5 protein-coding genes and 1 pseudogene are annotated in these 5,453 nt (G+C 43.6%); all 6 read right to left on the bottom strand.

The window, feature by feature from the left end; genetic code table 11:
- Positions 1-176: 176 nt before the first annotated feature.
- On the bottom strand, positions 177-833 hold the full coding sequence (locus ACEW8S_RS19425) for an HAD family hydrolase (protein ID WP_373519763.1): 657 nt from the start codon (positions 831-833) through the stop codon (positions 177-179).
- A complete protein-coding gene (locus tag ACEW8S_RS19420; protein WP_373519762.1) occupies positions 817-1,785 on the bottom strand; it encodes an ATP-grasp domain-containing protein in 969 nt (322 codons plus the stop codon). The genes ACEW8S_RS19425 and ACEW8S_RS19420 overlap by 17 nt, the downstream gene beginning before the upstream one ends.
- Positions 1,782-2,801, bottom strand: a complete 1,020-nt coding sequence (locus ACEW8S_RS19415) for a glycosyltransferase (RefSeq protein ID WP_373519761.1) — start codon at positions 2,799-2,801, stop codon at positions 1,782-1,784. The genes ACEW8S_RS19420 and ACEW8S_RS19415 overlap by 4 nt, the downstream gene beginning before the upstream one ends.
- Before the next feature lie 9 nt (positions 2,802-2,810).
- Complete coding sequence (locus ACEW8S_RS19410; protein WP_373519760.1) at positions 2,811-3,416, bottom strand: sugar transferase; 606 nt, start codon at positions 3,414-3,416, stop codon at positions 2,811-2,813.
- A 232-nt stretch (positions 3,417-3,648) separates the two neighbouring features.
- On the bottom strand, positions 3,649-4,785 hold the full coding sequence (gene wecB, locus ACEW8S_RS19405) for a non-hydrolyzing UDP-N-acetylglucosamine 2-epimerase (RefSeq protein WP_373519759.1): 1,137 nt from the start codon (positions 4,783-4,785) through the stop codon (positions 3,649-3,651).
- Positions 4,786-4,934: 149 nt separating this feature from the next.
- Positions 4,935-5,453: pseudogene (locus ACEW8S_RS19400) on the bottom strand (epimerase); the annotation flags it as partial.

The following is a 5,453-nucleotide window of genomic DNA, read 5'->3' as shown; positions in this document are numbered from 1 at the left end:
TAAATTTAACAAAAGTACAGTCTTGCCAAGAAAATTCCATGCGTTTTGGACGTAACTTTGGGTTTAAAGGGTTCTTTCTTTTATAGGATGTCCCATTCTGTCGACGAGTTGAAGTAATAGGACAATAAATGTTAGTTATTTTAATGTTTTTTCACTTTACTTTACAAACTCCTAACTCAAACAACATAGATGTCCTCAAAAGAAGTCACAAACTGCTGCGGCATATACCGTTTATCAAAGTAGTTGTGCCCATCGCAGTGCATGTTCAGTCCGTTGTCGATTAGTCCGACCGTTTTCCATCCAAGTTTGTTCGGGGCGATAAAATCTTTTCGTAGGTTATCGGCTATATAAAGATAGGTACAGTCGGGAAATGCCTCTTCGATGATGCGATAATTTCTTTCGTCGGGTTTTTCAGAGCCTATTTCTTCCGAGATGACGATTTTATCGATACGGTCGGTGATGCCCAAAGCCTTTAACTTGGCCCGTTGCGTGGTCTTTCTTCCATCGGTGATGATACCGATTTTTCCCTTTTTGGCTTTGATCTGCGCCATGGTTTCCAATACTCCTTTGAAAAGATGGATGCTGGGGATATGTGTGCGATAGGTGTTCAGTAATTCCGACTTATCTTTATGGTATGTGGCGGAAACGAACTCAAAAACATCCGCCTTACTTCTAAAAAGGGAATACATACGGGCAAAAAGGGGGCGCCAATGAGCAGCATCTATACTTTTGGCGATTTCCGAGTAGGCCGACCGCAGATATTCCATTTCGTTATAGATCGTATCGTCGAGATCAAAGACAATGACCGTGCTTGCGTCAACCTTTATATCCATGAACCAAGATTTCATCGTCGTAGCGTATCATCAGCAAATCTCTTTCCCAGCAGTCGAATTGTTCATCGATGGATTCGTCCAAGAAAAATTCCTGAATGATCCACTTGGGGTAATTGGCACCGGACAGATAGGAGAGGGGAAACCCGCCCCCGAACCTCGGGTTGATCTCTATACCGTATATTTTATTTTCGGTCTTGTGCTTAAAAAACTGCGAGGTCAAACAGCCGACCGCACCCTCGATATGTCCCAAACGTTCCTTAATGTAAGGAACCAAGGCGTTGTCAACGGTCAAGGCCTTATACACTTCCCCGTCACGTACTTCCAAGCGTTTTCTGGGAACGATACATTTCAACGTATGGTCCTTGCCATAATAGAGATCGCAGGTAAATTCATCGTACAGGTCATGGTCGAGATATTCGAGAAACATCAGTTTGTCGTTGGCAAAGTGATCGTCCGTCAGATCCGTTTTGTCATGGATCACATAGGTATCGATACTTCGGCTGCCGTCGATGGGTTTAATGAACAAGGGCAGCTTGTAATCGTCTTTGGCGTACTCATTGGCGAAGGCGACCTTACGGGATTCAAAAAATTGATGGATCTGTCTTTTGTCCCTGCATTTTCCGACAAAGGCTTCGGACGAAATAACCGCTTTTATACCCTTGCCGGCGAAAAGTTCGTTATTAATTGCCATGGGAAGTAGTTCGCCATCGATGGTTGGAACCAGCAACTTAATATCACGGGCCTTGCATTGTTGTATCAGTGAATCAGGGTAGTCGGGATGGGTTACCTTTGGTACCTTAAAATATCCGTCGGCCACATGGCATGCCGCTGAAAGATCGGGATAGGCATCGGAAGCGAATACTTTCCCCTGCGGATACACCTTTTTGAGTTCCATTTGAAAGGCCCGCACCAGCGAAACCCGTCTTCCGGCAGAAGAGATTAAAATATTCATCTTACGAATGTATAAAAAGTTCGGAACATCTTGATAAACGGATTGATTAAAGGTTTGCGGTTAAAAATAAAGACCAGCAACGAATATCCCACACCCTTGTAATCGTCGCCCAAGAATTTTTTCAAGGGGTAGGCATCTATTTTCTCGAATCCGTTCAGCATTTCCGGGATTTTCTTTACGGAAATATCCGACTTCATCAACCGCAACATTAAAAAGAAGACGAAAGACTGTTGCCTGGTCTTCAAGCGTTTGATGCATCTTTTTGCATGGGGATGGTCTTTTGGGACATTTTTGATCAACCCATCATAGACATAGGCGGCGTTGGCGTTGTCATAGATCACTTTGTTATAGTGTTCCGGACTCTTGTTGCGCATCGCCGAGGAGGGCAAGATACGGTAGCGGTGCACATCAAGGTCGACATGGGCCATTCTTTGGGCCTCACAGAACAGCTCCGAGGTCAGGATGGCATCTTCCATCCATTTGCCCTCTATAAATCGGATGCCCGTCGCGCGCATAAAATCCCGCTTGACAATAAACCACCAAATTTCATTTTTGTGCTTTCGGGAAGCGATATAGGATATGCCATCCTTGATATCAAGGATTTCAATAGGATGGTCAATATTTTCCGAGAACGGATAGGGCCTTTGCACTACCGATCTGCTTTTAAAGGTAAGGATCTCGAGACGGTTGACTTCCATCAAAGCCAATAGCGTCGGCAAGGTGTTTTCCGCCAAATAGTCATCGGGGTCCAGAAAATAGAGGTACTTTCCCTTGGCCAGGTCGTAGCCTGTATTCCGTGCCGCACCTACCCCAGCATTTTTTTTATTGATAACGACGATAGTGTCGTGTTTTTCGGCATAGCCATTTGCAATGCGCAAGGTATCGTCATTTGATCCATCGTTCACTATGATGATTTCATAATCGTCAACATCCAAATTTTGCCGCAACAGGCTGTCAAGGCATTCCGGTAGGTAATGCTCCATGTTGTAGCAGGGAATGACGATACTAAGTTGCATGTTGTTGTTTTATTCTTTACCGGTAAAAAATTCCATCGTAGCACTGGTCTCCGAAGAGATGCCATCTCTTTTTAGGACTTTCAGCACGGTAAGCCATAAAATTTTCAGGTCCAAAATAAAGGAAACGTTCTTTACGTACCAGACGTCGAGTTCGAACCTACGGGGCCAAGGCAGGGTATTTCTTCCATTTACCTGTGCCCATCCTGTAATGCCGGGGCGCACGTTATGCCGTTTGGCCTGTTCCTCGCTATATAGCGGTAAATATTGTATCAATAAGGGTCTAGGTCCGATGAGACTCATATCCCCTTTTAATACATTGAACAACTGCGGAATTTCGTCCAAAGAAGTTTTTCGCACAAATTGGCCCACCTTGGTTATACGTTCGCTATCGGGCAAAAGCTTTCCGTCAGGCCCTTTTTTATCGTTCATCGATTTGAATTTGATGATTTCGAAGATCCTGGCATGCTGCCCCGGTCGTTTTTGGATAAAAAAAGCCTCCCCTTTATTGGCAATCGTCAGAAGTATGAAGGTGATGATCAAGATAGGGCTGCATACGGCCAAGATGACAAACGAAAGTATGATGTCAAGGGTTCTTTTGATAAAGCGTTTGTACATTCAATAGTGTTATCGGAAATTATCGTGAAATTAAAGATTAAAAGCTTATAAGGTCTTGTCTAATAGACCAATTACGATAATTATGGTTAAAAGGATGTTTTTACGCTATTGGATATCATTTCCTTCCTTTTGCAAAGAAAATGACAAAACGGATAGGGCAAGCTGTTTCCCGCTTTGATTTCAGGTTAAAAAAAGGATGTAAATGATGTAAAGCCTAATTCTATTTGGTTTCTCAGCCTTTCGACCAAACGACCCTGTTCACATAATCTACGTATGAAAGTATGATACGGACGACCTTTTCGCTAACATTGGGCATGGAGTAGTCTGCTACGGGCCTAAAATTTCGTTCCGGATTTCTTTTCTGAACGTCTAGTGCTGCAAGGGCCTGCATGATGCGTTCGGGATTCATTCCGACCATCATGACCGAAGCTTCTTCCATAGCTTCGGGTCTTTCGTGCGCGTCGCGAATATTGAGGGCCCTAAAGTTGAGAATGGATGATTCTTCCGAAATGGTACCGCTATCGGATAGTACTGCAAAAGAATGGTATTGCAGCGCATTGTAATCGGTAAAGCCCAAGGGTTTGAGAAATTGAATATTTTTATGGGTCTTTAGACTTTTTGAATCCAACATATTCCGGGTTCGCGGATGTGTGGATACGATTATCGGATAGTCATATTTTTCCGCAATCTGGTTCAGTGATGTAATCAATCCCTCGAAATTTTTAGGGTTGCTGATATTCTCTTCACGATGGGATGAAACCACAAAATATTTTTCCTTTTCTAGACCTAATTCCTCAAGTACTCCGGATTTTTCGATTTTGGGAAGAAATTGCTGTAGCACTTCGTACATGGGGCTGCCGGTCTTTATTACCCGATCGGCCGGCAGACCTTCCCGCAATAAATATTCCCTGGCGATATCGCTGTAGGTCAGGTTGACATCGGACACATGGTCAACGATTTTACGATTGGTCTCTTCAGGTACACGCTGATCGAAACAGCGGTTCCCCGCCTCCATATGGAACACGGGAATCTTTCGTTTTTTCGCAGGAATTGCACACAGACACGAATTGGTGTCGCCCAGTACCAAAAAGGCATCGGGTAGGATACTTTCGAGTAGCGGATCGATTTTAATTAGGATTTTGCCTACGGTTTCCGTGGCATTTTTTCCGGCTGCATTCAAAAAATGGTCCGGCTTTCGGATGCCGAGGTCATCAAAGAAAATTTCGTTTAGCTCATAGTCATAGTTCTGACCGGTATGTACCAAGGTGTGGTCTATAGCTTCGTTGGCGTCCAGTGCATTTAATACGCAAGACAAACGAATAATTTCAGGTCGTGTGCCGACTACGGTAAGTACTTTTAGCTTTTTCAAGGTGGGAAGGGAGTTTATACTTCGGCTGCGCTCAGTAACCGGAAGTTTATGGGTTTATAAAAAAGTGCAAGTTCAAGCACAAGTTGTCAAGTGCAAAACATTTTTCCAGTATTTTACTAACTACTAACTACTAACTACTAACTACTCAATCAAACATCCTCAAAATAAGTATCTGAATCTTCGGGATTGAAGGGTTCGTTGATCCAGAACAGCGTAATCAATTCTTCATCACCAATGTTTTTGATGTTATGGGTTGTCCAAATGGGCATATCTACATAGGCGGGTTCTGAGCCATCTAGGTAATAATCGATTACTTTGTCGGTTCCTATTTTTCTGAGTTGGATCAGGGCTTTACCGCTTATGACCGCAAATCGTTCCGCTTTTCGGGTGTGAAAATGATTGCCACGGGTTATGCCCGGTACGGTGGTCGAAAACGAGAACTGTCCACTGGTCTGCGTCCGTGCTATCTCTACGAAACTACCTCTGGGATCTGTATTTTGGGTATATTTTACGGGATAATGTTCTTCGGGCACATAACAGCGGAAGGTATTGAACAAAGCCTTTTCAAAACTATCCTCTAAGTTAGGGAAGGCACCTTTGCCCATATACTCCTTTTGATAGCCTTTCAGCAGCCTCAATATTTCAGATACTTTCTTATGGCTGGTAGG

Source organism: Pricia sp., assembly GCF_041745955.1.
In the GTDB taxonomy this organism is placed as follows: Bacteria; Bacteroidota; Bacteroidia; order Flavobacteriales; family Flavobacteriaceae; genus Pricia.
Note: the sequence above shows the minus strand (reverse complement) of the source record. Positions and strands in the feature narration are given on the sequence as shown.